The sequence below is a fragment of the Erythrobacter donghaensis genome, assembly GCF_001557325.1.
In the GTDB taxonomy this organism is placed as follows: domain Bacteria; phylum Pseudomonadota; class Alphaproteobacteria; order Sphingomonadales; family Sphingomonadaceae; genus Erythrobacter; species Erythrobacter donghaensis_B.
In genome coordinates, this window is record NZ_LSJS01000071.1 from 1 (window position 1) to 553 (window position 553).

The 553-nt window shown below is 58.4% G+C and carries 2 protein-coding genes; both read left to right on the forward strand.

All coding sequences use genetic code 11. The annotated features are described in order from the left end of the window. Window positions 1–77: 77 nt before the first annotated feature. Entirely contained in the window at window positions 78–260 is a 183-nt protein-coding gene (locus AX692_RS03330; protein WP_073973931.1) for a Flp family type IVb pilin, read from the forward strand. 115 nt (window positions 261–375) lie between these two features. Then, window positions 376–553: Flp family type IVb pilin (locus AX692_RS18755; protein WP_081095106.1), on the forward strand; the 178-nt coding region annotated here is incomplete at its 3' end.

Sequence of the window (553 nt, forward strand, 5' to 3'; positions counted from 1 at the left end):
GCGCCCCATCAACGCTTTCTTAAGGTTTCGGAACGATTCTCGGGCTTGTCAGAACGCAGGAAGTAGAGGGTTTCCCGATGCTGTCGACATTCTTCAAAAGGCTTGTCGTCGATCAGTCGGGGGCAACCGCTATCGAATACGGACTGATCCTCTCGCTCATCGTCATCGCCATGATCGGGGCGCTGCAGGCGCTCGCCACAACGACCATCGACATGTGGGGCAATGTCGAGAGCGAGAGTGTCGCTGCCATGTCGAAATAAATTCCACATGAACGGCTGAGTTAGGAATTTCTCAAGAACTGGCAGTTTAACACGAGTACAGCCCGCCGCGACACAGGGGGGCACGGGTACCGAAGACCAAACCAGGAGACTAGACATGACCTTCTTCAAGAACCTCGTCCGCGACGAACAGGGCGCCACCGCCATCGAATACGGCCTGATCGCCGCTCTGATCGCCGTCGCCGCGATCACCGCCATGACCAACCTCGGCTCGACCCTGTCGGGCACCTTCGGCAACGTCAACACCAAGATGCAGCCGGGCACCACCGGCGCGT